Source organism: Olavius algarvensis spirochete endosymbiont, assembly GCA_900608495.1.
GTDB lineage: Bacteria > Spirochaetota > Spirochaetia > DSM-2461 > DSM-2461 > UBA2779.
This window is the reverse complement of sequence record UWYT01000194.1, coordinates 1-23437: the sequence shown is the minus strand read 5'-3', so window position 1 is coordinate 23437 and position 23437 is coordinate 1. Positions and strand designations below refer to the sequence as shown.

Genomic DNA, 23437 nt, shown 5'->3' with positions numbered 1-23437 from the left:
GACAGTATTCACTGGGGTTTACTTGTTGTGGTCATTCGGAAACTCTCTACTGATCGATCAGAATCTATGGAAGCACCTGTAGACGGCTTTCCATCGGGTTCAGAGGAAATCTTTTTTCGCAGTTTTGCTTCGATATCCAAGGCAATTTTCGGATTATCCTCAAAATACTGCTTAGCGTTTTCCCTACCCTGCCCTATCCTTTGTTCTCCCAATGAATACCAACTGCCACTCTTGTTAATCAAGCCGTGAGTCAATGCCCCATCTAGAAGACTGCCACTTCTTGAGATTCCCTTCCCAAACATTATTTCCAATTCTGCTCTTCGAAATGGAGGAGCCACCTTGTTTTTTGCAATTTTGATTCTAACCTTGTTGCCTATCGCATTTTCCTGACCCTTTGCAATTGTCTCTATCTTCCTCACCTCTAATCTCACAGATGCATAGAATTTGAGAGCATTCCCACCGGAAGTAGTTTCGGGATTACCGAACGAGGTACCAATTTTCATTCGGATTTGGTTGATGAAAAACAGACAACTTCCAGATTTGCTAACACTTCCAGTAAGTTTGCGTAAGGCCTGACTCATTAATCTTGCCTGCAGCCCCACGTGTGTATCGCCCATATCACCTTCAATTTCAGCGCGTGGAGTCAAAGCCGCAACAGAGTCGACTACAATAATGTCTATACCTCCAGATCGCACAAGAAATTCCGCAATTTCCAACGCCTGTTCGCCAGTATCGGGCTGGCTTACCCAAAGATTCTTTATGTCAACTCCCAAATTGCTAGCATAAAGAGGATCCAATGCGTGCTCGGCATCGATAAACGCCGCCACTCCTTCCCTCTTCTGCGATTCGGCTATGGCATGCAACGCCAGGGTTGTTTTTCCCGACGATTCGGGGCCGTAGATTTCAATTATTCTACCCTTTGGATAACCACCGACACCGAGTGCTTCATCCAGCACGATCGAAGCGGATGGGATTGTTTCGACTTTGACCATGGGCCTGTCGCCCAGTTTCATCAAAGAACCTTTCCCGAATTGCTTTTCTATCTGCATTCTTGCTGCATCAATAGCTCTTTCTTTTTCCCTGTTAATCTTGGATTCTATATTTCCTCCCAACTTAACCATCACATCGCCTTCTTAAATACCCACAACCATTAAACGTTCCTTATTACTTGAACTTATGCAATAATATCTTACAGCCTGCAGTTCCACAAGTAGCACAAGCTTAGCAAAGTTTGCAACCGCGACAGTGGTGAAAAACAGCTTATCGGAGGAAGTGAATCGTTTTCCCGATAAGAATGAAATCCTCATGCTGTGGTTCCACTCTGGCGAGTAGTTCCAGAGGAAGCTGCTCCATAACAACCGGGAAGGGTATTTCAGCTCCAACCCGTCCCTCCAGTATTTGTTCCTTATCCATACCTACCAAAAAATCAAAGCGTGTTGCCTCGGAATCACTTAGAATATTTACTGCCAATCCGCTCCAGAGCACCCAGACTCCTTCGAAAAGCCATGGATTCTGCTTTACTTCCCCGTATGTGTACGAGGTTTCGAGGTTATCTATAGTTGGTTCACCGAGTAATTTCGTGAGTTCTATGCTTTGCTGGCGCATTTCCTCAGTCGCGTTTGAGTATTTTATCTTGTTCAGTTCATAACGAGCCCTGTTATCTTCGTAGGATTGATAGTATTTCAGGGCCGCTTTGACAACTTTTGATAGCTCCTGATTTGTCAGTGGATAAAATACATCATCCCTCGCTTCAGTTTGTGGGCGTTCTGATTTCAAACTCTCGAAACCCGATCGATAATTATTCTTTATCAGTGGACCTAGTAACATGTCTTCTGATTTCCAGATATAGAAACCAACAAGAATACCCAGGAGAACCATAGTGAGAATCAAAATTTTGCCGGGCCATCTTGGCCCTATATGTGGTAGGAAACTGCGCGGTTCAAATGTTTCAAGAAACCTATCTTGCTGAAAGAGATCAGGAATATTCTTGAGAGTTTTCAAACCTTTGCGAGCATATTTGTCGTCAGGATAATCCTCCAAAACTTCAAGCCAAGTTTTAACAGCACTCGCGGGATCTTTTCTCTTGAGATAATTAACCGCCAAAGACAGTCGTGCTTCAAGATGGTTTGGTTCTGCCTGGATGCCACGGGTTAGGTAGGTATCAGCGTCTTTCAGCAATCCTGATTCCAAGCAAGCTCTGCCAAGTATCGTATAGTAAATTGGGTCTTCTATAAATAACGGGACTTTGGGTTCTAAGAAGCGTATAACTTTTAGACTTCTACCTCTTGCTAGCCAGCGTTCTGCGCGTGCCAGAGCTTTATTGTAAATCTTCATTTCCTGATAATTCTTCGGTAGTAGTACTATATCCGATATCTAAGGCTGCTTTATAGTTTTTTGCCATCTCAGATTCATCCTTAAGATGCTTCCAGTATCGTAGCGCCAGTAACACAAGCGTGGATGAGTTTCTTGACGCAGCCCATGCCTTCACGATTATCAACAGGGAAGTTTTGAAATTACAACCTACTTCAAACGACATTTATCCAATATTTTTTCAGGGTTTTTCGCATCAAAAAAAGCAGAACCCATAACAGCTGCATCAACCCCTGAATCCCAGATTTCACCAGAATTCTCCAGTTTGAAACCTCCATCAATGCAAATCAGGAAGCTGCCACCTTCTTCCAGCTGTATTTTTCTAAGCCTCCTAACTTTTTCCAATGCTTTTGTTATCATCGTCTGCCCACCCCATCCGGGATTAACTGTCATGACTAGCACCTGATCAACGACATCCAACAATTCCTCAATTGCCGATACGGGCGTCGATGGTACGATTGCTATCCCCGAACTGATTCCCAAGTCATTTATTTCCTTTATCAGCCTGTGGGAATGAACTTCCGCTTCAATGTGAAATGTGAAACGGTCCGCTCCAGCTTCCACAAAGGCGTTGAGATGATTGCCAGGTTTCATCGTCATAAGATGCACATCCAAAGTCAAATTGGTAAGTCTACGGATTGATTGTAACATTTGCGCACCAAATGTTATGGGAGGCACAAAAACTCCATCCATTACATCAAGGTGAATCCAATCTCCGCCAGCTTGCTCAATTAAACTGACAGCATTCCCAATATTTCCAAAATCTGCACTTAGTATTGACGGGGCAATAATCCTTTTCTTACTAATCACTATGAGATGATTATAGACTACTAAACGATGGATTCCAAGTTACTACCTTGTTGACCCTAGATGTCTAATTCAAATATACTTCTGAAAAGGCCATCCGATTAAGATGCTAGTAGATAAAGATGACGAGCTCAATATTGATGATTTGATAACTAAGGGCTATCGACTTTTTGAAACTGGGCATTTTGTCGAAGCCCGTAAATTTTTAGATGCAGCGCATTCATTGAATTATGAAAATCCAGAGGTGAAAACAGCGCTGAGAGCCTGTGGTTATTGGAGGCAGCGACAGCAAAACCTGGAAACGATATATGACGATGTCGCGAAGGGAGATTACCTTTATCGCCAATGGAAGCATTACACTGGCAAATATCAAACTGATTTCGAACACCCGCTGGATGAGGGTTCGGCCTGTATAAAAAAATGGGTTCATACTGAGGCATTGAGCTATTATCGGAAGCAGGCTTTCGGGACATCTGATATCGAAGCATTTTTTCAAGCTGGTCGTTGCCAGAAGGCTCTTGGAAATTATGAGGAATGCATTTCGATGCTGAAGGAAGCCGTGGGGTTGTCAGGTGGCAGTGATTCACGCTCGCTGGCGGAATTAGCCGATGCTTATGCTCTTATAGGCGAATCTCAATGGGCGAAGGTTTTGTTGCGTGAAGCGTTGTTTCTCAATGCAAGTGTTATTGAGCTGGATGAGATTATTTCGCCGCTCTTTCGACGACTAATAGACAGACTGAGTAAGGAAATTGAAAGCGAGAATCTGAATTTTTCAGAGTGGCTTCCGGTTTACGGAGCCATATGGGGTGTCTTGGACGTGAAAAGAGAACTCAGTGCCGTTGAGTATGGCAAGTTAAAGCGATCAATTTATGCTTTGAAAAGTGAAATAGCCATCAGTAATGAAAGAGAAGCAGTTTTGGCTCCCAAATTGATTAATCACTTTCTCCGATTAATCGATCATTATCAAATTACTGGTACAAACCATGAAGCAATTGACGATGTCCTAGTAAATATCAAGCTTCTATCTCCGGCTATATACAGAAACTACTTTGAACATAGTTAGAATTGCGTTGAAATAAGTTTGGGAGGCATCATGTCCGAAGAAGTCATCAAAACAGTTAGTGAAATGCTCCATGAAGAGAAATGGACTCGAACTTCTATCAATGATTTCACAATTTTAGATTTTCAAACACTCAATGACACTGTTAAGGATGTTCTTGCAGAGGGTGTACAGGACGAGGTTCAAACATTCTGTGAAACTCATTTAGAAGACAATAAAAATGCCATTGTAGCTCTCTACCTCTCCGGTATTCTCTCACTGAATAAGCAGCAGGTTGATGACACTCATCTCCTAAACCTTGTCAACATCTTTACGGAAAATTACAAATGGGGTGTAGTGGAACATCTGTGCCATCGGATCCTTGAATTTGGTGAGAATAAAGTCGCACTTAAGAATTTGGCCAACACGCTTGAACACCTTAATCAACCGGACAAAATGTATGAAGTCTGGGAACGAATAATAAAGATTGACTATTCTGAAACTGACATGGTGAAACGCTTAGCGGAGAAGAGGGAAAAAAGCGGGGAAATAGATAAGGCCATAACCTATTATCGTAAGGCCATTCATCGATATGTGAACAAAAATCAATTCAACCAGGTGCATGATATATGGCAGAAGCTTGTTGAACACGGTGTAGATGACTACGAATTTTTTTTCCTGATAGAGAAGAAGGTTACAAAATCGTTTGGTCCAGGAAAGGCAATGAACTTACTGGAAATCTTGTATCCCGCCATCAAGGATCGCGAGGAGTGGGGCACTGCAATCAAAGTACTCAAAAAAATTCTGAATTATGAGAGCAGGAATAATTGGGCCCGGGGAGAGATAATTCACTGCTATAAGGCTCAATACTCTGAACACAGTCAAATAGACGAATATATACGTCTATCCAATCTCAAACAAAATTGGAGAAACGCAATAGAGGCAATTGCCGACTTTGAGAAGCATATTTCGTTTGATTCTGGAAATTTTGTTTTTCACAATACATGGGGTGTTGGAATCATCGAGAATATCAAAGGTAACACAATAAAAATTAATTTCGCCAAAAAACGATCGCACTCTATGTCGCTGAAGATGGCTATTAACGCATTGCGAAGTCTTTCAAAAGAACATATTTGGGTCTTGAAAAGCACTTATTCCAAAGAACAACTTGGAGCAAAGGTTAAACAAGATATCTCCTGGGCTCTTAAGACGATAATCCGGAGCTTTGACAATGCTGCCGATGTCAAGAAGATTAAAGCGGAACTCGTGCCAAGCATATTGAGTCCAAGCCAATGGTCGACATGGAGTCCGGAAGCGCGGAGGATCCTCAAAACCGATTCAGCTTTTGGCAATGTTCCAGACAAAATAGACCAGTTTGTTGTCAGGGACAAACCAATGAGTTTTGAAGAGAAGATGTTTAATCAATTCAAGGCGGAGAAGAATATCTTCGGCAAAATACAGGCTGTTCACGATTTTTTGAACCACAGCGATCCTGCTTCTGAATCCTTTCCTGCTTCTGAATTCTTTGCCGAAATGTTTAGCTATTTCACCTCATTTCTAAAACTGGGCAATGTCAATGCTCAAGTGGTAGCCAGCTATCTATTTGTTTCGAAAATGAGCACGAAATATCCTTTCTTGAATCCAGGACTTGAATGGGGATTCAAAGAACTGTGGCAAGACATCGAAACGCCGATGGAGCTCTTTGTCCAACTTGATAACGCTGAAATCCGAAAGGATTTTCTCGTTTCGGTGCGCGAAGAAGTGGATAATTGGGATAGGATTTATCTCATGCTCTTTCCAATTCAACTTTCCAGTTCGATATTGGATGAACTCCTTAGTGCTGGTTTTAAGGATGCAGTGCTCAAGAAGCTGGAACTGATGGTGGAGCACTACCGGGAATATCAAGATGGCTTGATTTGGATAGCGCGCCACATGGAAGCGGATGATTGGTCCGCGGAATTGAAGATGAACACTGAGAGGATTTTGATCAATATGATTCGTCTTCTTCATCTAACTTACAATGAAATAGGTAATAAACGCGATGTGATTTATAACAAAAAACTGAACCGTCAAATTCATAATTATTTATTCAAGGAGAAAAGGCTGGAGAAATTTCTGATAGGTAGAGATATGAATGCAGCTACAAAAGTATTCACATTGCTCGAGGACATTGAACAACTTGATCCTGTGATAAAAAGAAATCTCAAAGGAATTGTCCAGGAAGCATTTCCAGAAATTCGTTTTCATGATGATAAGAAAAAAACAGGTGTGCAAATCTCTTCATCAGCCAGTCGGTATTTCTTTGCACTCCAAAGCAGTTTAAACAGGAAGCAAAAAGAACTTAAACACATTGTTGAGATTGAGATACCCAGGAATTCGAAAGAGATAGGTGCGGCCATTAAACTGGGAGACCTCAGCGAAAATGCTGAGTATAAATCCAGCAAGGAGCGGCAAGAAAATTTGCAGATTCAAGTTGGTAAAATGAAGGAAGAAATGGACCGGGTTCGTCTTTTTGCAGAAAATGACTGGGATCCTGGCAAGGTTGGATTTGGCACCATTGTAACACTTGAAGATTTGCTGGGTAGCAGGGAAGAAGTATACACTATACTTGGGCCGTGGGAATCAAACCCCTCGGAAAGGATTATTTCCTATCTTTCGCCATTCGGAAGGGCCTTTATTGGACAGTCATTAGGTAGTACTTTGGAATTCACAATTAATGATAAGAACTATAAATTTATCATAAAGAACATTCAAACAGCGGATTTGAGCTAGTAAATCTGGATTCGGCTCTGAAAGCTTCCTGCCTCTTTGGTCGTTTAGCTGGCAACATTTCGAAGATGGTTTTTCGATCATCCGGGTGAAACATAGATAAGCAATGCCGATGGTTCGAATCATCATGACTTGTTCCGGGCGCGCGATGCTTTTTGAGCGTGGATTGCATTCCCTCGCTGAGCGCAAAGTAGACATCCCCTTCACGATTTTTCAGAAGGCAGGATGCGTTCTAACACCACAGTGCTATATACTGGCATCATGTCGGATTTACCATGCCTTCCGCTCCCCAGGGAAGACCTCATAGAATTACAACAATTCTGCTTAGAGAACATTAGCCGACAGCAAATATTGGAAGAATCACTAAAACGGCGTGGAATACCTCACGAAGTGATTTCAATCGACGAAACCAGGCATATAGCGCTTCTCAACCCTAACTCGGCAAAAATAGACATGCAATACTATCGCGTCACTCTGATTTCCCACTACGACCGGGTCCGTGGAACTCCTGGAGCCAACGATAATGCCGCATGCATCTTCCAACTCATGAACCATTGGGAGAAGATTTGCAAACTCGGATGGCAGCACTGTACTCAAATAATATTTACAGACAAGGAGGAACTCACAAAGAATATGAAACCCACCGATCAGGGTTCGTGGTTTCTAGCAAGGCACCTCAAAAAACTCAATGTGCAGAATATGCTTTTCCTCGTGCTCGACATGTGTGGAATTGGCAATACACCGGTATGGAGACGCAACCAGTCAGGAATCGAGCGTATTGATAATTCAATTTCCATCACCTACAAAATGATTGAAGACTTCTTGAAAAATTATTCCAATGGGCAGGATTTTGGTGTCAACCCGATGTTTTCTGATGACTTGGGCCTGTTGCTCGGAGGATATCCTGCAATTCAGCTCTCCGTCTTACCACGAAACGAAGCGCTGCACCTCGCAAAGCAGTATAGGCAGATCAAAGCCAACTCCAATAACTTGAGAGACAATCACCAAAGAATCGACCTACCCCAGACTTGGAAGACCAGGCATGGCCCAAAGGACAGCGTCGACTCGCTGGATCACAAAGCCTTTTTGCTTATAGCCAGAATTCTAAGAGATTTAGCACGGTACAGGTTTCCCCTTCCCCAATCCGGCACTTGATCAAACCCTGATCGGACTGCATTCTTGTCAAAATATGGTGCACTGGATATGGATAACTGTTTTAACACTACTTCCCATCGCCGAACTCAGAGGCGGGCTTCCCTACGCGTTAGTTAAGGGCATTCCGTGGATACTGGCCTATCCGTACTGCGTATTACTCAATGCCCTCGTGGCTCCAATCGCCTACTTTTTTTTGGATAACATCCATAAGTTATTCTACCGTTGGCGATTTTATTCCACAAACTTCGATAAACTTGTTGAACGAGCTCGAACAAAGCTGACAAAAAAAGTTGAACGCCTGGGGTTTTGGGGTGTCGCCGTATTCGTGAGCATCCCCCTCCCCATAACCGGGGCGTGGACCGGTACTCTAGGCGCCTGGGTACTCGGACTCAGTCGGCGGAAAACCCTCCTCGCTGTTCTAGTTGGAGTTGCCATATCGGGTTTAATCGTATCGGCCGTGGTATTATTGGGAATAGAGGCGCTGGATTTCCTTATCAAAGACTTTCAAAAATAGTGATACAACAGCGAGAAGTATCTGCAACCGCATTAATGCGCCATTCCCTGAAGCTTCAAGAATTCCACAGCTGCTCTTAGCACCCTCCTACCGGCCTCATAGGTAATCCTCTCCAGAGCCTCCTGATAGGATAGCCACGCCCGTCCAAGAATCTCTTCGTCCGGAGATTTTTTCTCGTCCTTCTGTATGGCAACCGGTACACCTATCTTTCTGTTCTCCATTCGATTCTCTTCAGCAGAACCAATCTTCTTCCCCAAGTAATACACAACCTCTTTTCTGCGTCCATCAGGAAGGGTCCAAGTCTCCCGCATTTGAAACCCATTTATCAATGCCACATCAACATTCCCCTCCTCTCTGATTTCCCGTATGGCGGTTTCAAAGGGTGTTTCGCCAGGATTGGGGTGTCCCTTCGGATGGCTCCAGTGCTGTCCGTTTGAATGCTGGACCAGAAGGAATTTTTGCTTGTTATCAATAACTACCGCACCCCAAGATCGATCGATTTCCATTATCCGATTTTTTCCAAATCATACGGAGTTTGTTGATAGACGTAGTAATTAAGCCAATTGGAAAATAACAAGTGCGCATGGCTACGCCATTTGATAATGGGATATCCATTTGGATTATCGTTGGGGAAGTAGTTACGCGGGACAGGAGGATTATCGCCTCGTTTCAAATCGCGTTCGTATTCCTCCTTGAGAGTCAGAGGATCGTATTCGGAGTGACCAGTAGTAAAAACACGCCTTCCGTCCCTGGAAATCACAATGTAAATGCCTGAATCCCCAGATTCTGAAAGTATCAAAAGATCTTCTATTCCTTCAATATCTTCACGCCTCACTTCGGTGTGTCTGGAATGTGGTGCATAGAACTGATCGTCAAAACCACGCACAAGTGGCACCCTGGTATCTACAACACTGTGTCGAAATACGCCCGAAATCTTCGTTTCAACCGGATGTTTAGGGATACCATAATGATAATAAAGGCCAGCTTGTGCCGCCCAGCATATGTAGAGTGTGCTATACACATGTTTCTGAGCCCAATCCATTATCTCCGAGATTTCATTCCAATAATCCACCTTTTCGAATTCCAAGGTTTCAACAGGGGCACCTGTGATAATCAAACCATCAAATTTAGAATTTTTTATATCCTTAAAAGATCTATAAAAGAAATCCAAATGCTCTCTGGGAGTATTCTTTGACACATGAGAAACAGGCAGAATCAGCTCTATCTCACACTGGAGCGGCGTGTTTGAAAGCATGCGCAGGAGCTGATTTTCGGTAACTATCTTAAGCGGCATCAAATTCAGAATCAGCAGTTTTAATGGCCGTATATCCTGATGTGACGCTCTGGAAGAAGGCATCACAAAAATGTTTTCCCTGCCTAGCACCTCAATTGCAGGAAGACCGTCTTTGATAGTTATTGGCATTGGCACCCCTCAGATATGATAGAGTAGATTATCTAAATTATAAATGATTTGACAAGTAAGCCCGCAATCCAAACCTAAACCCTTACGAACGGATTGCCACGCCTTTCGTTTCCAACACTGGTTGGAGGTCCGTGCCCCGGATATATAATCGTAGAATCATCCAGGCTGTATATCTTAGTTTTAATCGAGTCTGTCAACTGATCGAAATCGCCGCCTGGAAGATCGGTCCGCCCCACGGAATCCAGAAATATCAAGTCCCCCGCAAAACAAACCGAAGAACTTGGGATGTAATATGCCAACGAATCTGGCGTGTGTCCCGGCACCTTGAGTACCTCGATTTCAAATCCAGCCACCGACACAGTCGTTTCATCTTTCAGCGGAACTGACACTTTCCCCTTCGGATACTCATCAGCGTGATACTCAACCATGTTGAAGGTTCGAAACTTCTCGATATCATCCTGCGTACTACTGTGAGCATAAATCGGAATATTGATCTTGGCGAAGTAACCAAGATCCAGAGTATGATCAAAATGGGCATGTGTAATAAAAACAGCTTCAAGTCGGAGTTCTAATTCTTTGAGTACAGCACTTACAGCATTGAAACAACCCTGAGGAGCGTCCAACAAAATCATTTCTTTCCCAGTATCCAATCCGAAGAGGTATGCATTCGTTTCAAGAACACCGCAAGTGAAGGTTTTGATAAAAGACATAAGACTATGTTACTTAGCTATTCGGATTTCAAGAACACCTATGATTATAAACCAAATTGGGTCGATAGAGCATTTATTTTGGAATCCAAAACTACAACATCTTCACTATCCAGTCGATGTGAGGGTGGAAATTGCAGATTGACTGGATTAACTGGCGTCCCGTAGTAATGAACCTCATAGTGACAGTGAGGGCCGGTTGAAAAACCGGTGGAACCAACGTAGCCAATAACTTGGCCCTGGCGTACACGCGTTCCAGCATGAATTCCGTCTGCAATTTTGCTAAGATGTGCATACATGGTGTCATAGTGATTTATATGAGAAAGTTTCACTCTAAAACCATAGTTATTCTCCCAGCCTGCAATAGAAACTCTTCCATCTCCAGCCGCCATAACAGGAGTTCCTTTTCGAACCGCAAAATCAATACCGTGGTGAAAACCATCAAAGTTGAGCATCGGGATTTTTCGATATCCAAATCTGGATGAAATACGCGCCGCATCAACCGGGGTTTTCAAGAGTGTTCTCTGGACAGATTCTCCATTTGGCTCGTAATAATCATTTTTCCCATCCAGTCTAGTATACTGCCAAAATTTGACATCCTTCTCGTTGTTTTCTAGCTTTGCGTATATCAAACCGCCGGCAGCCAAGTATTCATCATCGTGATTGTATATCTTCTCATAGAGGATCGTCACTCTGTCGCCGGGTTTGATATCCCGCTGAAAATCAACACTGAAACTGAAAAGCTTGATTGCTTCCATCACAACCGAAACGGGCACTTCATTATTCCTAGCAGCTTCAAAAAGAGAACTCTCGATAGTAGCAATAGACAAGGTAGGAATTGAATAGGTGTCTATGATATCTTTTTCGGCCCGCCAAGCATTCCCATTATACCTAGTTCTAACGATCCGATCGAAGTTAACCTCCAGTTCCACTTCTTCTATCTGCCCATCTTCAGAGGACTTGACAAGCATCTTCTGACCCTCAAGGATTTTTCTCATATCCAATACTTGGCTAAGACTATCCACAATGTCAGAAACGATAACCGCCGAATAACCAGCACTGGATAGAAGGCCGGACAATGTTTGGCCTCTGGCGAATCTCAAGACAGTTTTGTTGTAGCTATCACTATCTGGAATTGTGAAAGTTTGTACGTTGCTGGCTAATTCCCGTGTCTCTTCAGTTTTCACGTTGGCTGCCACGTGGGATGGATAGTAGATGGCCACCAAAGCAGTCACAAGATAAGCGACAACTAAGTAGCAGCTTTGAATCGTAAACCGCAATACAAACTTCACTTTCCAGGAATCCAGTCGGTGTCAATAAGATAAGGGGAGAAACGATTTTTTTCCTGGTTGTTAAGCCTGACTGCGATTACAAGTCCCTCATCGCTGTATTTTTCTCTCAGCACTGTCGAGTCCCTGTGCAGTTTGGCTCTCAAGTCCCACCTGTTAAAAGGTAGATTCAATGTGATTACCTGATAATCATCATTTAGAATGCCAGCAAGCGTTTGCAACAAGTCTTCAATTCCCTCCCCGCTTCTTGCCGATACGAGCAAACTCTCCGGATATCTCATGCGAAGCTCCTCTCGCGTGTATCTGTTTAATTTATCGGCCTTATTGAGAACAAGTATTTGTTTTTTGTCACCCGCATTGAGTTCGCGTAACACTCTGTACGTAACGCGAATGTGCTCATCCAATTCGTCACTACTCCCATCGACCACGTGAAACAGCACATCGGCATGAAGGGCTTCTTCCAGTGTGGATTTAAATGCCTCAATAAGGCCGTGGGGCAGTTTCCTGATAAATCCAACGGTATCAGTGATAAGCAGTTCGCGTCCATCCTGCAATGCAAAACATCGTGTAGTAGGATCCAGGGTTGCAAAAAGTTTGTTTCTTACAAGTACATTCGAATCGCTTATCGAGTTCAGCAAGGCAGATTTCCCAGCGTTTGTATAACCCACCAATGATACCGACGGCATGGAGCGCTCCAGTCTTCTTTTTCTGCGGATTTTCCTTTGATCGCTCACCTTTTTCAGATCTTTCTTGAGTCTGGCGATTTTGTTCAGAACAAGGCGCTTATCCGTCTCCAACTGTGTTTCACCCTTTCCTCTATTTCCTCTGGCCCCACCACGTTGTCGGGAGAGATGAGTCCATGCTCGTGTCAGCCTGGGGAGACTATATTTCATCCGAGCAAGGGAAACCTGTAGAACAGCTTCCCGGGTACTTGCCCTAGTCGCGAAGATATCCAGGATAATTTCCTGTCGATCGATAACCGCTATTTCCCACCTGTTTTCGAGATTCCGTTGCTGGGCGGGTGAAAGATCGTTATCGAAAACTACAAGGTCAATTTCCTCATCCACGATTATTTGGGCAATCTCATCCACCTTACCATTACCAATTAGATGACGGGGATTAATCGATTTGAGCGTAAGTAATAAGGATTTCTTCACAGAAATCCCTAGGGTTTCAACAAGACTTTGCAATTCGTTCAAATGAGCATACACGTTGGTCTGCATTTCATCAGCATCAAATATGCCGACAAGGAGGGATTGTTCACAGGTACTGAGAAAAATATCGCGCTTACTCCAAGAAAGCATTGCTCACCAGAAAGCGATTATATCATACTTCGTCCAACCACAAGAGAACCATTCCACATCGTTGCAACCTGTTCAAAATTGTGAGAGTCCTCCAGGGAAGTTTGTGCTGTCGGTAAGTTGATACAGAATTGTTGAATGAGCAAAGCAGGATATAGCTATGTTCCAATGGTTTTGAAAGTCATTTTGTGCCCTCCAGATGACCTTTTCATACAAGTATTCTTACGAAATTTCTTGTTGATAAAAAATAAGATAGACTGATAGAAATGAATGAGGCATGCTGACCTCAGGTTATTTATGCAGGAAGTATTAAACAGCTCCGAGAGTGACTTACTGCCTAACATCGAATGTGCAAAGAAAGGATTTAGGAAGTGTGATTTTGTCCTCTTCGAAATAGACTACTTTCTAAGCAAGTCGAACTATCTCTCGGAGAAATTTGACCGTCTCAAAGATGATATAAACAGTATTAAGTTTGACAGTAGCAGTCTTGAAAGCAAAGTAAAATTCCTCGAGGATGATATAAAGAGCATTAAATGCGATATAAAAGATATTGAACGTTTCCTATTGTTTCGTATCAGATACAGTATGAAACACGCCGACATGTGCTGCGTAAACAGTTTGAGCGAAAGCAAACTTTGGCAAGGAGATTATTGATTAACGGGGAATTTAAAGGATGCTTTTGCGTGCGTTCGACTGGATCAGATTCGGCACTGTCTTCAAGTGAAAACCACTGCTTATCACCCAATTCCAACACTCTCCGCATGCGACTCTTATTAGGCGCATAGGAAGATGAGTTTACGTCGTAAGGTCAATTCGGCGCGCTCAGCACCAATTCATTTATTTCTCAAAGAAGCTTAGATACTCCCCATATCCCTCTTTTTCCATATCTTCCAGAGGAACAAAACGAAGCGAGGCTGAGTTTATACAGTAACGCAGGCCCCCTGTATCAATCGGTCCATCGTTGAACACATGCCCTAAGTGGGAATCGGCATATTTACTGCGAACCTCGGTTCGCTGCATAAACAAAGATCTATCGGGTTTGTTGATCACGAAATGGCTGTCGACGGGCTTCGTAAAGGAGGGCCATCCGGTCCTGGAATCGTATTTGTCTATTGATAAGAACAAGGGTTCGCCTGATACAACGTCTACGTACAGGCCATCTTCATGATTATTCCAGTATTCATTGTCAAAAGCACTTTCAGTTCCATCTTCCTGGGTGATTTCAAATTGACGCTCTGTCAGCTTCGATTTAAGTTCACGTTCATGCGGTTTTTCATACATGACCCATTTCTCGTTCTTCCACACTTTCTCTAAAAAACCTTTTCGCCCCGATCCAGCGGCATAAGCATAATATCGATCTGGATATTTCTTATAGTAATCCTGGTGATAATCCTCTGCCTTATAGAAATGTCCAGCGGGTAGAATTTTTGTTGCTATTTTCTCTTTGAATTTTCCCGACGTTTCGAGTGTTTTCTTCGAAAGTTCGGCGAGGCGTTTTTCGGCATTGTTGTTGTAAAAGATAGCAGTCCTATACTGATCACCCCGATCGTAGAACTGACCATAACGATCGGTAGGATCAATGTTTCGCCAAAAGACTTCAAGCAGTTCTTCATAGCTTACAATATCTGCATCGTATACTACTTTAATCGCTTCGTAATGCCCGGTATTGCCTTCTGTTACTTGCTGATAGCTTGGATTTTCCACCGTACCTCCGGAGTAGCCGCTGTAAACAGCCAGAACACCCCTGAGCGCTTCAAAAGGAGGTTCCATACACCAGAAGCAGCCGCCTGCAAAGAGAGCCTCTTTTTCGAAACCTGACGCCCCGAATATTGTCCCCAGCATTAAAGACAGTAATGAAAAAAATTCTTTGAATCTCACAGCATCCTCACACTAATTAGTATTTACTAGTCAATATAAGCGCTTACGGGATACAAAACCATTACATTTTGGATATTATTACCGGCGGCCGGATTTGAACCGGCACGATTACAAAATCAGCAGATTTTAAGTCTGCTGTGTCTACCTATTCCACCACGCCGGCATCGTCAAAATCTTAAATCAACCAACAGGGATAGGTCAACAAGATTGAATTTAGTACAATGGCAGTCTATAATTTGATTAATAAAATGGTATGGAGAGGCAATTATGGGTCAGAAAGTGCTTGATGTGATGAAACCAGGTGTTGTTTTTGGAGATGATTTGAGAAAACTTTTCGAAATTTGTAAAAGCGAGAATTTTGCACTTCCCGCCGTAAATTGTGTGAATACCGAATCGGTAAATGGTGTTCTCGAGGCTGCGGCTAGGGCAAAATCCCCCGTGATTATTCAGTTCTCCAATGGAGGGGCGAGTTTTTTCGCAGGCAAGGGAATTAAATCGCCCAAGAGTGATGTCATTGGGGGAATCTCGGGTGCGCGGCATGTGCAGCAGGTAGCGGAGGCTTACGGAGTGACAGTGGTTCTTCATACCGATCACTGCTCGAAGAAGCTTTTGCCCTGGCTGGATGGATTGCTGGAAGCCGGGGAAGCGAATTTTAAATCGACTGGAAAACCGCTTTACAGCTCACATATGATAGATCTTTCCGAAGAGTCGTTGGAGGAAAACGCTTCTATTGCTAGAGAGTACCTGAAGAAAACTAGCGCTCTGGGAATGTTTCTGGAAGTTGAGTTAGGCATTACCGGTGGCGAGGAAGATGGTGTTGATAATTTGAGTCGTGATACGGCAGATTTGTATTCGAAGCCTGAAGAAATCGAGTATATGTATAGCAAACTGAGTAAGATTAGTCCAAATTTCACTGTAGCGGCTGCCTTTGGCAATGTTCATGGCGTCTATAAACCCGGAAACGTTCAACTCACCCCGAAAATTCTGGAAAGAGGCCAGGCATATATCGCCAAAAAGCATGGACTTACGGACCCGAAACCCGTGACCTATGTTTTTCATGGTGGTTCTGGTTCAAGCAAAGAGGAAATTCGAGAGGCTATAAGCTATGGTGTGGTAAAAATGAACATTGACACAGATACGCAGTGGGCTACTTGGAGCGGTGTCTTGAATTTCTATAGGAAAAACGAGGCGTATCTTCAGAGTCAGCTTGGAAATCCAATTGGTCTCAATGCACCTAACAAGAAGTATTACGACCCACGAGTTTGGCTCAGGGCGGGCCAAGAATCGTTAGTCGAACGAGTTGTCGAAGCCTTTGAAAGCTTGAACGCGCTTAATCGAAATTAGGAATTTTGGTTTATCAGTCTCCAGTAAGGAGTAGTCGACTCTTCGAATACTGTTGTTTTAGCTCTCAGATGAAATTCCGGTTTCTCGCTTCCGGATAGACTTCGCAGGAATCACCCAAGCTTACTCGATTACCGATGAGAAGACTTGGAACACGTTAAAAGAGAGAGAAGTGGAATTCTATCTACCATATCCTGTTTTTGATACCCATTTTCACGCGTTGCATATGAAGCACGAGGGTGTCGATTTAGACAAGATACTCTTGAGGTCATTCAACGATAATCTCGTGGTTGCGTTAGATGTTGCCACAAACGAGAAGCACTTTTCATGGCGTTGTAAACTGGCAAAACGCTTTGTCAACCTATATCTCTCCGCAGGTATACATCCCTCTTCGCTGGGACAAAATTGGCCCACACCTGCCGCAGAGTTTCAGCACCGAAACGCCATGCCTTATGCCATAGTGGATGATAAAAAAACTGATTGGGATAGCCGGTTCGAAAAAATAAGAGCCCAGTGTATTCACCCTGCCGTAGTCGCCATTGGCGAAACGGGACTTGATTTTTATCGAAATTATAGTCCGAGAGAACATCAGGAACTGGCGTTCAGGTATCATCTGGAGCTCGCTGCCGAAACCGGCCTGCCGGTAATCGTGCATAATCGCAATGCAGACGAAAGGTTGTTAGACATTGTCGGCAAGGTTGCTTGCAACCATGGAGTTTTGCACTGTTTTTCCTCCAATTGGGAGACAGCTAAGGCCGCATTGGATTTGGGCTATTACATATCCTTTGCCGGCAATCTCAGCTATGGAAATGCGGATGAAATTCGCAGAGCAGCCCTGCTAATTCCCCGTGACAGGCTTCTGATAGAGACTGATTCTCCCTACCTATCGCCGGTGCCTATGCGAGGAAAAGCTAATCATCCGGGACATATTGGATATACACTTAAAACCCTGGCGGAACTGCGCAAGGAAGATATGGAAAAACTGGCAGAGAGCTTGGTAGAAAACGCCTTTATGCTCTTTGGACTTCCGGGGGGGGGAGGTGGGAAATGATTAAATCGATCCGCTCTGGAGTTGCAAGGGCAATTTGATGCTAATTTGCGTGCCCACTTCAACTTCGCTTCTAACATCAATGATTCCTTTATGTGCTTCTACTACAGTCTTGACGATATGCATTCCCAATCCTGTACCACCCCTGTCCGAAGTGGAATAGAACGGTTCAAATATATGTTGCATCGTCTTCTCATCCATTCCGACACCATTATCCTTAACACACAAAATCAGTTCTTTTTCTGATCCTTTGGCGGAAACTTCTATTTCTCCTTTCTTGCCGCAGGCCTTTTGCGCATTGTCCAGCAGATTGAGCAAGACTCTAGTAATACGATTGAAATCGAGCAAGACAATACTCGTAAACTGATTATCCCAAGTGAGATTAAGCTCTTTGGCGGCTAGTTTCGTTTCAATATTCTTTTTGAGCTGTGCGAATAGCTCGGCAACTGTCACCGGTGAATACATCAACCTGATTTCACCCCTTGAATAATCAAGCAACTCGCCTGTTAAGTTAGTTAATCTGCTGGTTTCCTGCCGTATCTGGGAGGCATATTTGTGCAGGGTATAAGACTTCCCTTCCAGTTTTAGTGCCAATAAATCAGCATAGCCCCTAATCGCTGAAAGAGGATTTCTTAAATCGTGAATTATCATGGATGAGAATTTGCCTAAGTTTGAAAGACGTTCTTGGCGGACAAGTTGCTGGTGTGCTTTTCGCAATTTCTTATTCGTCTCTATGAGTTCTTTATTTCGTTTTCTAAGCTCGCTGATGAATGTATCATTGCTCGATCTAACTATTCTTGAAATTCCTTTCATCAGAGAGAATGCAATGCTGCCCCGCTTTGCAAGGAGTTTCCTAAAATAATTGGCTTCAATGGAATAGCCGTCAACGGGTGATGCGGCAACTATTGTGGCGCTCCTTGGCAAATCATCGGCTACGCTCATTTCCCCAACCAAACATGGGGCCTCTCTAATTGCGAGCAAATCGGCCTTCTCGGTATCGTAATCAACCCATATGCCAACTGTGCCGCTAATTAACGCAAAAAGGTTTTGAGCATCAAAGCCTTCCCTGGCTATCACTGATCGGGCTGGATATTGAGCTGGGATACAAATACTCGCGAGAGCGATTAGATCTGGTTCAGATAACGCTGAGAATGTGTCAATTCTCCTCAAGCTTTTTATCAGATAACTCACTTCTCTGTCCGAAAGAAAAAATGAAATTCCCCATGAGGCTCATCAGTGTTAAGGGTCTCGAAACATATCCTACCAGGCATCTAGCATGTCATCAGGATCTTGCAATTCCTCGTCAAACAGATCGGTAACAGCCCTGATGTCATCAAAATATATATAGTAGCGACCGTAAGTTTCATCGATGTCACAATTAACGACAAACCCTTCTATCGAAATTCCGGGTTGATATCCATAGTTGTGATAATCACGTTGTTTAATGTGCGGTGGTATGGTGACAGTCATTTTCTTCCAACCGGAATGATTGAGTTTTCCCATCGGAATGACAGATGTCTGTCCCTTCCAGTCGAGAATGAGTAAGCTTAATTCATGCTCGATGTTCCTTCCCGCAACCCAAACCGAAACTGTCTTGACGATACCCTCGATTGGAAGCGGTCGTATGGGTTTTACCACAAACTCAGTGACACCGCGACGCAAGAAAGAAACCTTCGCACCAATAACTTTGTCGTCTGCTTCGGCAGTTTGTTCTTCGGCCACAATTGGCTGCTTGTCGCTTGAACCTCCGTCAAAATCACGGAGTTGCAATAAGCCGAAATCCGAGGACATGCCACCCTTCCAAAATCCCGCGTCTTCCATCTTATTAACCGAAATTTCCTTCAGTGATTCTCTTGCGGTGAGAGGTGGAAGATTTTCTGCATTGGATTCGTCTTGAGCATACAAACCAAAGCAAGCTATCAAAACAAGTGTCAGAACAAATATACTTCTCATTTCTATTCTCCCGTTTCCCAGATTTCATCTATGCGTTGCGGGCTTGATAGATCAAAGCCGTCATAAAACTCTTCCCTTTTATCAGTTAGAATTCTCAAATGGTCCAGATAAACGTGGAAATCAGCCACTATCTCTTCAGGATGGGTGATGAATACAATTTTGACTAAGCTCAGATTTGGTATGCCCGCTCTGTTGTTTTCGGTCAGCCTGACATTTCTCGGTATATTGATGTACATATTTTTCCAGCCAAGAAATCTTATGCTGCCTGCTTCCTGTCTTTGATCAAATCGAACCGGCGAAAACACATGTGTCAGGCCCTTACTATCTCTGAAATAAAATTCAACGTAGTAATTATAATTCGCTCCCCATACCCAAAAATCCACCATCTGTACTCGTCCCTTCAGTGGTATCGCTTTGGGAACGAAGTTATTTCCCGATCCGGTTCCCGGCACCAATTCAAGCTGATTGTACCCTTGACGATCGTAAGCACCTCTAATGCCCAGAATCCCAAGGCTTTCAGGTTCTTCAGGTTTGTGGCCGAAAAGGTCTACGGGCCATTCGCCCGAGATATTTACCACTTGGGGACGATTCTCGGCAGTGTATTTGCTACCCCGGACATCCCACTTTATAGGTTCACCTGTATCACTAAAAAACGCCGAATCCTCACCATCCCATGTCTCCACAACAAGGGATTCAAGGAGTAACCCCATATCCTGAGCCCCAAGAATACTTGAGACAAAGGTTAAAAGTACAATAACTGACAATAGGTTGCTCCGTTTCATTCCTCATCTCCTTAAGTTCTAAACATGCAAATAACAAACTTCTTCCCTTAACTGAATTGTAGTTCTGTCAGTAATAAGCGTCAAACCCTTTTGCTATTTCCTCACAATCTTATCGGCTAAATTGCTCATAAAGATCTCCCTTTTGCAAACGTGCAGCGTAATACACAACACCATTTGAGTTATCTGTTTTCAACACTTTCAGTATTGCTTTGTTCAAAGCTTTCGAATCGTCTTCAACACTGGCAATAATCCTGTATTCCCAAACCTTCGAGGCTCCTAAGGACTCGGTAAGAACGGGCAGCAATTGATCTTCTGACGCCTCGACTGCCTGATAATTTGCTAACCCCGCAAATAGGAGCAAAACTGCTGCCTCTTCGAATACTTCGCGAAATTCAGATGGCAAATCCCGATACTCTTTTCCGTTTATGTTTTTGACTATCAATTCTCCATCACTGCCAAAAGCATTTACAAGTACATCTATCTCTTCAAGTTGAGATTCAGTGCCAGCATCGAAGATTGCGATGGCGGGTTTTTCCTTGTCGGATGATATCTTTGATGCGATACTGCCAAACTTCCTCATAATCGAAGTTCTATCCGGAATCAGGGAAACTACATCATGATTCGAAATTGAATCGTATAAACCGCCAGCGACAATGAATTTTGTGCTAGATGAGGGCAGTTTTGCAATCGAGTCTGCATTCCACGGGCTCAAGACTACAATGTCGACTGGATTATCCAGATTTTCCAATATATCAACTAGTGTGTTTTCTCTATCGGCCAACCTATACTCTACCCGATATCCACTCAGTCTGGTTCCCAATAGAAAAAGGGGCTGTCTAGCATTCCATTTCTCCCCGTAGACAATTTCAATATAAGGATCTCCGATCATAAGCACTGTTTCAGATTTACCGCAGGATGTCTGGAATGCAGACAATAGAATAATCAGAAAAAATCTAAAATATCGATTCTTCGAGTGCATTAGTCAGCTTAACCACGGGAGTCAAGAAAGACAAGAAAGCTAGTAGTTATGGCGAGCGCAGCACTGACAATCCAGGTAAGATAGTGTCCGTTATTGATATAGACAAGCGCCAATAAACTGATTCCGAAGGGAAGCAAGATAGAAATCGCCAAAACCAGATAGCGACTTGCCCCACCCCAATCCAATCCCCTGTCCAACAACCACGCAATCAGGCCTATGGTCCCAATCCAAATAATTGGGGATATGAAGATACGATATACAAGGATTCTGGGGGTCTGTGTTATCCCGTACCACGCATTATAGAGCACGGCAACACCGCTTAAATACGCCGCAATCTCCAAAATTCTGGAATATGGACTTGGGTTTCTGACGCAGGCGATGAAGATGATGGGTATGGCAAGGAGCATCGGCAATCCAATGCCACGAACCCATATCCACCAGAATAATCCGGAAAAATTCATTCTAAACGGTGTGCGGGTAAGCAGGCTAAGTGTGATGAGCAGGGCAAGCATTCCAATGCACAGCCCCCCAAGGAAGGGCTTGAAAACTTCTATCCAATCTCGCGAATTGTAAAAAGAAGCCACTAATAGAAGCCAAATTGGAACGGAGAGCAGCAAAAACAACCCCATGATTGTACTAAGCTAACATGCGGTTACAGGTTCGAACAAGGCTGTTGACCCGATGGCTGCCATGCTTCGTTCGATCTTCATGATTTTGCGATTCTGTTCGAAAGCGTTACCCATTGACCCGGACTGATTGCTTCCGGGCGCTGCCTTAAATTGATTTTTTCAGCATGGAAAGCTTCTTTCACGCTCTCCTTAGTGGGGAATTTCGTCAAGCTATCTAATCTGTCCAGACAGTTGGAAAGAATTTTTCTTCGTGATGAGAATGAAGTACGGACAAGGAGTCTAAACTGCGCCGGATCCTCTATGCGGCCATAAGGCTCGGCAGGACGCATGAGTATCATTCGGGAATTAACCCGGGGCCTTGGATAGAAAGAGCCGGGGGAAAGACGTCCGATGTCGTTAATTATCGCGCCTGTTTGACATAGGACTGAAAACGATGAATATGTTTTTAATCCGGGCTTGGAGATTATGCGTTCGCACATTTCCTCCTGTACGACAAAGATGTTAATCGGAGTAAGACATCTATTCTCAATTAATGCGGATATTGTTGCAGAGGCGACATTGTAGGGTAGATTTCCCAAAATCCTGTCAATTTTGTGTTTATCCCGTTGTGCCCGCCAATTCTTCATCACATCGCCTTCGAGAACGCATATTTCGCGCCCCCTTAGGTATTCGTTTAGCCAGTCGCAGTACGCTGAATCAATTTCAAATACGGTGAGTTGCGCTCCCCTGTCAAGAATCATTTCGCTCATGGCTCCAAGCCCGGCACCTATTTCCCATATTTTTTGCCCGGGAACAATTTCCAGGTGGGAGATGAGTTTCTCTCTGGCTCCTCGATTAATGAGGAAATTCTGACCCCAGCGTCTTCGGGGCGCAAGTTTTCGTTTGGCTAGAAAGGATCGGATTGAGACTGGGGAGTTGTGGTTCAGCTGTTTGTGGGCTTCCGTGATTTATTCTCCAGACTAGAAGTATTGGAATTATAGCGCCCGCGATCGCGATGAGCCAAGCTGGGCCGGTGTTTAATACAATAGCTGGGACCTCCGCGAACGGTGAGGAAAACTTAGTGATGAGCGTAACAAGGTGAGTCAGAATGGTATCTATGACAATGGCAGGAAAACGGTTGTTTGCAAAAATAAGTCTCAAACTCCCCAATACCATTGTGATTGCTGTTAGTAACGTAAGCAGAGGCGCCGCAAGAATACCGATAGGGCGCCATATCCCGAAGGTTGCAACCACCGTGGGGAGGGTGAAAAACTGAGCTCCTAGGCCTGCGCCGATCGCCGCCGAAAATTTCGATGGAAGATAGCGACTCATCAAAGAAGTGTAGGCTTTGCCGCCGATCGCCAACCCGCAGAGTGCAAGATAACTGAGTTGAAAGGAAAGTGTAGCGGCACTTTGAGGTAATACTACTGTTTGTATAACAAAAGCAGCAGAAAGGTAGGATAGGATGCTTAAC

The 23437-nt window shown here is 43.8% G+C and carries 23 protein-coding genes and 1 tRNA gene; 7 read left to right on the top strand and 17 right to left on the bottom strand.

Annotated elements, in window-relative coordinates; all coding sequences use genetic code 11:
- Positions 1-8 precede the first annotated feature (8 nt).
- From recA to rpe, 3 genes are all read right to left on the bottom strand, one after another.
- On the bottom strand, positions 9-1121 hold the full coding sequence (recA, locus tag S1OALGB6SA_RS05720) for a recombinase RecA (RefSeq protein ID WP_052080120.1): 1113 nt from the start codon (positions 1119-1121) through the stop codon (positions 9-11).
- A gap of 139 nt (positions 1122-1260) precedes the next feature.
- The gene (locus S1OALGB6SA_RS05715; protein WP_037562883.1) at positions 1261-2334 is read right to left on the bottom strand and encodes a tetratricopeptide repeat protein; all 1074 of its coding nucleotides are present in this window, start codon (positions 2332-2334) and stop codon (positions 1261-1263) included.
- A gap of 186 nt (positions 2335-2520) precedes the next feature.
- Positions 2521-3180 carry a ribulose-phosphate 3-epimerase gene (gene rpe / locus S1OALGB6SA_RS05710; RefSeq protein ID WP_371686041.1) on the bottom strand — a complete coding sequence of 220 codons (660 nt, stop codon included), beginning with the start codon at positions 3178-3180 and terminating at the stop codon, positions 2521-2523.
- Between the two features lie 103 nt (positions 3181-3283).
- On the opposite strand from rpe, the gene S1OALGB6SA_RS05705 reads away from it, so the two are divergent.
- The 4 genes from S1OALGB6SA_RS05705 to S1OALGB6SA_RS05690 all read left to right on the top strand — a co-directional run bounded on the left by S1OALGB6SA_RS05705 (position 3284) and on the right by S1OALGB6SA_RS05690 (position 8654).
- Complete coding sequence (locus S1OALGB6SA_RS05705; protein WP_052080119.1) at positions 3284-4240, top strand: tetratricopeptide repeat protein; 957 nt, start codon at positions 3284-3286, stop codon at positions 4238-4240.
- Between the two features lie 30 nt (positions 4241-4270).
- Positions 4271-6988 carry a transcription elongation factor GreA gene (gene greA, locus S1OALGB6SA_RS05700; protein ID WP_124032838.1) on the top strand — a complete coding sequence of 906 codons (2718 nt, stop codon included), beginning with the start codon at positions 4271-4273 and terminating at the stop codon, positions 6986-6988.
- A gap of 222 nt (positions 6989-7210) precedes the next feature.
- Positions 7211-8140, top strand: a complete 930-nt coding sequence (locus S1OALGB6SA_RS05695; RefSeq protein WP_124032837.1) for a M28 family peptidase — start codon at positions 7211-7213, stop codon at positions 8138-8140.
- Positions 8141-8174: 34 nt separating this feature from the next.
- On the top strand, positions 8175-8654 hold the full coding sequence (locus S1OALGB6SA_RS05690) for a COG2426 family protein (RefSeq protein ID WP_124032836.1): 480 nt from the start codon (positions 8175-8177) through the stop codon (positions 8652-8654).
- 32 nt (positions 8655-8686) lie between these two features.
- Here the strand turns inward: S1OALGB6SA_RS05690 and S1OALGB6SA_RS05685 are convergent, their stop codons facing one another.
- From S1OALGB6SA_RS05685 to hflX, 5 genes are all read right to left on the bottom strand, one after another.
- Complete coding sequence (locus tag S1OALGB6SA_RS05685) at positions 8687-9160, bottom strand: bis(5'-nucleosyl)-tetraphosphatase (protein ID WP_124032835.1); 474 nt, start codon at positions 9158-9160, stop codon at positions 8687-8689.
- On the bottom strand, positions 9160-10077 hold the full coding sequence (metA, locus tag S1OALGB6SA_RS05680; RefSeq protein WP_124032834.1) for a homoserine O-acetyltransferase MetA: 918 nt from the start codon (positions 10075-10077) through the stop codon (positions 9160-9162). Before metA ends, S1OALGB6SA_RS05685 begins: the two co-directional genes overlap by 1 nt.
- A gap of 74 nt (positions 10078-10151) precedes the next feature.
- The gene (locus S1OALGB6SA_RS05675; protein WP_124032833.1) at positions 10152-10787 is read right to left on the bottom strand and encodes an MBL fold metallo-hydrolase; all 636 of its coding nucleotides are present in this window, start codon (positions 10785-10787) and stop codon (positions 10152-10154) included.
- 44 nt (positions 10788-10831) lie between these two features.
- Positions 10832-12076: a M23 family metallopeptidase gene (locus S1OALGB6SA_RS05670; protein WP_124032832.1), complete on the bottom strand. Its 1245-nt coding sequence runs from the start codon at positions 12074-12076 to the stop codon at positions 10832-10834.
- On the bottom strand, positions 12073-13377 hold the full coding sequence (gene hflX / locus S1OALGB6SA_RS05665) for a GTPase HflX (RefSeq protein WP_124032831.1): 1305 nt from the start codon (positions 13375-13377) through the stop codon (positions 12073-12075). Before hflX ends, S1OALGB6SA_RS05670 begins: the two co-directional genes overlap by 4 nt.
- 294 nt (positions 13378-13671) lie before the next feature.
- On the opposite strand from hflX, the gene S1OALGB6SA_RS05660 reads away from it, so the two are divergent.
- Positions 13672-14028, top strand: a complete 357-nt coding sequence (locus S1OALGB6SA_RS05660) for a hypothetical protein (protein WP_124032830.1) — start codon at positions 13672-13674, stop codon at positions 14026-14028.
- Between the two features lie 183 nt (positions 14029-14211).
- Here S1OALGB6SA_RS05660 and msrB read toward each other — a convergent pair whose 3' ends face one another.
- Entirely contained in the window at positions 14212-15252 is a 1041-nt protein-coding gene (gene msrB / locus S1OALGB6SA_RS05655) for a peptide-methionine (R)-S-oxide reductase MsrB (RefSeq protein ID WP_230204442.1), read from the bottom strand.
- A gap of 79 nt (positions 15253-15331) precedes the next feature.
- Positions 15332-15415 (bottom strand) — tRNA-Leu (locus S1OALGB6SA_RS05650).
- Positions 15416-15519: 104 nt separating this feature from the next.
- Between S1OALGB6SA_RS05650 and fbaA the strand changes: the two genes are divergently transcribed.
- Positions 15520-16596, top strand: coding sequence for a class II fructose-bisphosphate aldolase (fbaA, locus tag S1OALGB6SA_RS05645; RefSeq protein ID WP_124032829.1), 1077 nt, complete (start codon positions 15520-15522; stop codon positions 16594-16596).
- 169 nt (positions 16597-16765) lie between these two features.
- Positions 16766-17644: a TatD family hydrolase gene (locus S1OALGB6SA_RS05640; RefSeq protein WP_124032828.1), complete on the top strand. Its 879-nt coding sequence runs from the start codon at positions 16766-16768 to the stop codon at positions 17642-17644.
- On the opposite strand, the gene S1OALGB6SA_RS05635 is transcribed toward S1OALGB6SA_RS05640, so the two are convergent.
- The 7 genes from S1OALGB6SA_RS05635 to S1OALGB6SA_RS10900 form a co-directional block, all read right to left on the bottom strand.
- Entirely contained in the window at positions 17645-18811 is a 1167-nt protein-coding gene (locus S1OALGB6SA_RS05635; protein ID WP_124032827.1) for an ATP-binding protein, read from the bottom strand. It lies immediately after the preceding gene.
- Positions 18812-18901: 90 nt separating this feature from the next.
- On the bottom strand, positions 18902-19594 hold the full coding sequence (locus S1OALGB6SA_RS05630) for a flagellar filament outer layer protein FlaA (protein ID WP_124032826.1): 693 nt from the start codon (positions 19592-19594) through the stop codon (positions 18902-18904).
- 2 nt (positions 19595-19596) lie between these two features.
- On the bottom strand, positions 19597-20376 hold the full coding sequence (locus tag S1OALGB6SA_RS05625; RefSeq protein ID WP_124032825.1) for a flagellar filament outer layer protein FlaA: 780 nt from the start codon (positions 20374-20376) through the stop codon (positions 19597-19599).
- A gap of 109 nt (positions 20377-20485) precedes the next feature.
- Positions 20486-21310: a hypothetical protein gene (locus S1OALGB6SA_RS05620; RefSeq protein ID WP_124032824.1), complete on the bottom strand. Its 825-nt coding sequence runs from the start codon at positions 21308-21310 to the stop codon at positions 20486-20488.
- A gap of 53 nt (positions 21311-21363) precedes the next feature.
- Entirely contained in the window at positions 21364-21939 is a 576-nt protein-coding gene (locus S1OALGB6SA_RS05615) for a hypothetical protein (protein ID WP_124032823.1), read from the bottom strand.
- Between the two features lie 122 nt (positions 21940-22061).
- A complete protein-coding gene (rsmA, locus tag S1OALGB6SA_RS05610) occupies positions 22062-22886 on the bottom strand; it encodes a 16S rRNA (adenine(1518)-N(6)/adenine(1519)-N(6))-dimethyltransferase RsmA (protein WP_306766989.1) in 825 nt (274 codons plus the stop codon).
- Positions 22819-23400, bottom strand: coding sequence for a ComEC/Rec2 family competence protein (locus S1OALGB6SA_RS10900; protein WP_371686043.1), 582 nt, complete (start codon positions 23398-23400; stop codon positions 22819-22821). The genes rsmA and S1OALGB6SA_RS10900 overlap by 68 nt, the downstream gene beginning before the upstream one ends.
- Between the last annotated feature and the right edge of the window lie 37 nt (positions 23401-23437).

Excerpts from the sequence above, each read along its gene's own strand:
- S1OALGB6SA_RS05715 (WP_037562883.1), bottom strand. The coding sequence starts at position 2,334 with ATGAAGATTTACAATAAAGCTCTGGCACGCGCAGAACGCTGGCTAGCA.
- S1OALGB6SA_RS05675 (WP_124032833.1), bottom strand. The coding sequence starts at position 10,787 with ATGTCTTTTATCAAAACCTTCACTTGCGGTGTTCTTGAAACGAATGCA.
- S1OALGB6SA_RS05705 (WP_052080119.1), top strand. The coding sequence starts at position 3,284 with ATGCTAGTAGATAAAGATGACGAGCTCAATATTGATGATTTGATAACT.
- S1OALGB6SA_RS05695 (WP_124032837.1), top strand. The coding sequence starts at position 7,211 with ATGCGTTCTAACACCACAGTGCTATATACTGGCATCATGTCGGATTTA.
- recA (WP_052080120.1), bottom strand. The coding sequence starts at position 1,121 with ATGGTTAAGTTGGGAGGAAATATAGAATCCAAGATTAACAGGGAAAAA.
- S1OALGB6SA_RS05685 (WP_124032835.1), bottom strand. The coding sequence starts at position 9,160 with ATGGAAATCGATCGATCTTGGGGTGCGGTAGTTATTGATAACAAGCAA.
- metA (WP_124032834.1), bottom strand. The coding sequence starts at position 10,077 with ATGCCAATAACTATCAAAGACGGTCTTCCTGCAATTGAGGTGCTAGGC.
- greA (WP_124032838.1), top strand. The coding sequence starts at position 4,271 with ATGTCCGAAGAAGTCATCAAAACAGTTAGTGAAATGCTCCATGAAGAG.
- fbaA (WP_124032829.1), top strand. The coding sequence starts at position 15,520 with ATGGGTCAGAAAGTGCTTGATGTGATGAAACCAGGTGTTGTTTTTGGA.
- hflX (WP_124032831.1), bottom strand. The coding sequence starts at position 13,377 with ATGCTTTCTTGGAGTAAGCGCGATATTTTTCTCAGTACCTGTGAACAA.
- S1OALGB6SA_RS05625 (WP_124032825.1), bottom strand. The coding sequence starts at position 20,376 with ATGAAACGGAGCAACCTATTGTCAGTTATTGTACTTTTAACCTTTGTC.
- S1OALGB6SA_RS05630 (WP_124032826.1), bottom strand. The coding sequence starts at position 19,594 with ATGAGAAGTATATTTGTTCTGACACTTGTTTTGATAGCTTGCTTTGGT.
- S1OALGB6SA_RS05690 (WP_124032836.1), top strand. The coding sequence starts at position 8,175 with ATGGTGCACTGGATATGGATAACTGTTTTAACACTACTTCCCATCGCC.
- S1OALGB6SA_RS05660 (WP_124032830.1), top strand. The coding sequence starts at position 13,672 with ATGCAGGAAGTATTAAACAGCTCCGAGAGTGACTTACTGCCTAACATC.